Origin of the sequence: Planktothrix sp. FACHB-1355, from assembly GCF_014748295.1 — a bacterium.
GTDB lineage: Bacteria > Cyanobacteriota > Cyanobacteriia > Cyanobacteriales > Aerosakkonemataceae > Aerosakkonema > Aerosakkonema funiforme_A.
Genome location: NZ_JACJUP010001147.1, coordinates 1 through 2,230 on the forward strand (window position 1 = coordinate 1; position 2,230 = coordinate 2,230).

3 protein-coding genes are annotated in these 2,230 nt (G+C 41.6%); all 3 read right to left on the minus strand.

The annotated features are described in order from the left end of the window. Positions 1-92: 92 nt before the first annotated feature. A complete protein-coding gene (locus tag H6S82_RS30055; RefSeq protein WP_190468553.1) occupies positions 93-608 on the minus strand; it encodes a DUF29 family protein in 516 nt (171 codons plus the stop codon). A 2-nt stretch (positions 609-610) separates the two neighbouring features. Continuing rightward, the gene (locus H6S82_RS30060; protein WP_190468556.1) at positions 611-1,129 is read right to left on the minus strand and encodes a DUF29 family protein; all 519 of its coding nucleotides are present in this window, start codon (positions 1,127-1,129) and stop codon (positions 611-613) included. Positions 1,130-1,132: 3 nt separating this feature from the next. Next, on the minus strand, positions 1,133-2,230 hold a 1,098-nt coding region (gene coaBC / locus H6S82_RS30065), incomplete at its 5' end, for a bifunctional phosphopantothenoylcysteine decarboxylase/phosphopantothenate--cysteine ligase CoaBC (RefSeq protein WP_191057234.1).

A 2,230-nucleotide genomic window follows, 5' to 3' on the forward strand; every position in this document is an offset into this window, starting at 1 on the left:
GCCAGAACAGTCTTGCTGGAATTTGTTCGATCATATGTATAAATTGCAACAGCGTGGCTATCAGTTGCAGACTTTGCGATCGGCTTAGGGAATTATCTATCTTCTAACCAATCTTGTCCACCTGGCAACTCAATTAAATATTCATCGATAATATCGGGTAAATCAGTTGCAGAATATTCGTAAGTTAAAGCAAGCAATTGTTTAGCCTTCGCCATTAACTTTGCGTTATCTAGCATTTGTGAAACTTGAGACGGTTTTAATTTCCCGTTGAGCAGTTCCGCACTCGCTGGACGAATTGAAGAAGCGATCGCTTCTTCAAGCATTAACTCCCATTCATCTGCTTTAACATAGTAAGAAGTTTTATTTTCTTTGAGATTCAAGCGCTTAATTTGTACAATGGAATCAGAAATCGAAGCAATCCAAGAATTAGTTAATCCCTGTTCGATTTGATTTTTAATCAAGTGCATCATCATCATATCTAGGAAGGATTGTATATTCCGCAGAATAGCCTGTCTGCTCATTCCTTCTAACTCATCGATCAGTATCAAAGCATCTTCGTAACGTTTTTCCAAAATGTAGTTTCTTAAATCTGTGAGTTCCTGTGTCATAATTATTGCCTTCCCTCTTTCCAATCTTCGCCACCCGGTAATTGCGCTAAATACTCATTAACAACTCCGGGTAATTCTCTGACTGAATATTCATAGGTCAAAGCTAGGAAAATTTGTGCAGTTGCGAGTATTTGCTCTCTATCCACCATTTCTAGTAGTTCTGACTCGCTGTAAGCACCATCCCTCACTTCTAAACTCGCATCGCGAATTGCTGCTTCAAATTCATCTTCAAGCATTGTTTGCCATTCATCTGTTTTGACGTAATAGGAAATTTTATTATCTTGAAGATTCAGTTTTTTTATTTGACGAATTGAATCTCGAATAGAAGCCGACCAAGATTTTGTTAACCGCTGTTCGACTTGGTTTTTAATCAAGTGCATCAGCAATCTGAGTAAAAATGATTGGATATTCCGCAAAATAGCTTGTCTGCTCATCCCTTCTAACTCATCGATAAGTAGCAAAGCATCTTCGTATCGTCCTTCTTTAATGCTATTCCGCAAATCTAATAATTCCTGAGTCATTTTCTAACCTCCAGTTTGCACGAAATCAAACAACCGATGCGCCATTTCTAACTTGGAACAACGTGCAATTTCTAACTGCCGTCCTTGTGCGTTGATAAATATCGCTTGGTTATTGTCGCTGCCAAAACCGCTATCAGATTTATCGATAGGATTGGCAACAATAACATCTAATTTTTTAGAGTGCAATTTTTCTAAAGCTGGCGTTACGATATCGCCAGTTTGAGCGGCGAATCCGATTAAAAGTTGATGGGGTTGTTTCAATTTACCCAACTCTGCCACAATATCCGTTACTGATGACAAAGGTAAGGAAGTAGGCAGCAATTTTTTCGGTAATTTCTCGGCTGCATAATTAGCAGGTTTTACATCTGCTACTGCCGCTGACATGATAATTAAATCGGCGTTGGGAAAACATTGCAACATTGCCTCTCGCATTTCTGCTGCACTGGTGACGGGGATATCGCGCACACCCATCGGCGTTGACCAGGTAGCGGGTGCGCGTACCAAAGTTACCGATGCACCGCGATGCAATGCTGCTTGTGCAACAGCTAATCCCATTTTGCCAGTGGAAGGATTGCCGATAAAACGCACGGGGTCTAAATGTTCTCTAGTTCCACCAGCACTAATTAATACTTGTTTTCCGACTAAATCTCGTTTGCCGTTAGTCTGCAATAAAGATTGAATATGTGGCAAAATTTGAGAAGGTTCTGCCATGCGACCGGAACCAATACGATCGCACGCTAAAATTCCCGCATCCGGGCCAACGCTGTGATATCTTTTATCTGTAAGAACTTGTTGCCAATTTCGCTGCACCGCCACCTGTTCCCACATATCCGTATTCATCGCTGGTGCTAATAAAATCGGACAGGTGGAAGCAAGTACCGTATTCGTCAGTAGGTTATCGGCAAAACCATAAGCTAATTTTGCTAAAGTATTGGCCGTCAAGGGAGCGATCGCAAACACATCTGCCCATTCTCCCAATTCTATGTGTAGCGGACGACCGTGTGTAGGTTGCCAAAAATCTTTATCCGTGTAAGCTGGATGACGAGACAGCGTGGCTAGGGTCAAAGGGGTGATAAATTCACAAGCTGCATCCGTCAAGAT

Bases quoted from the DNA above. Each gene is read 5' to 3' on its own strand.
- H6S82_RS30060 (WP_190468556.1), bottom strand. From the start codon at position 1,129: ATGACTCAGGAATTATTAGATTTGCGGAATAGCATTAAAGAAGGACGA.
- H6S82_RS30055 (WP_190468553.1), bottom strand. From the start codon at position 608: ATGACACAGGAACTCACAGATTTAAGAAACTACATTTTGGAAAAACGT.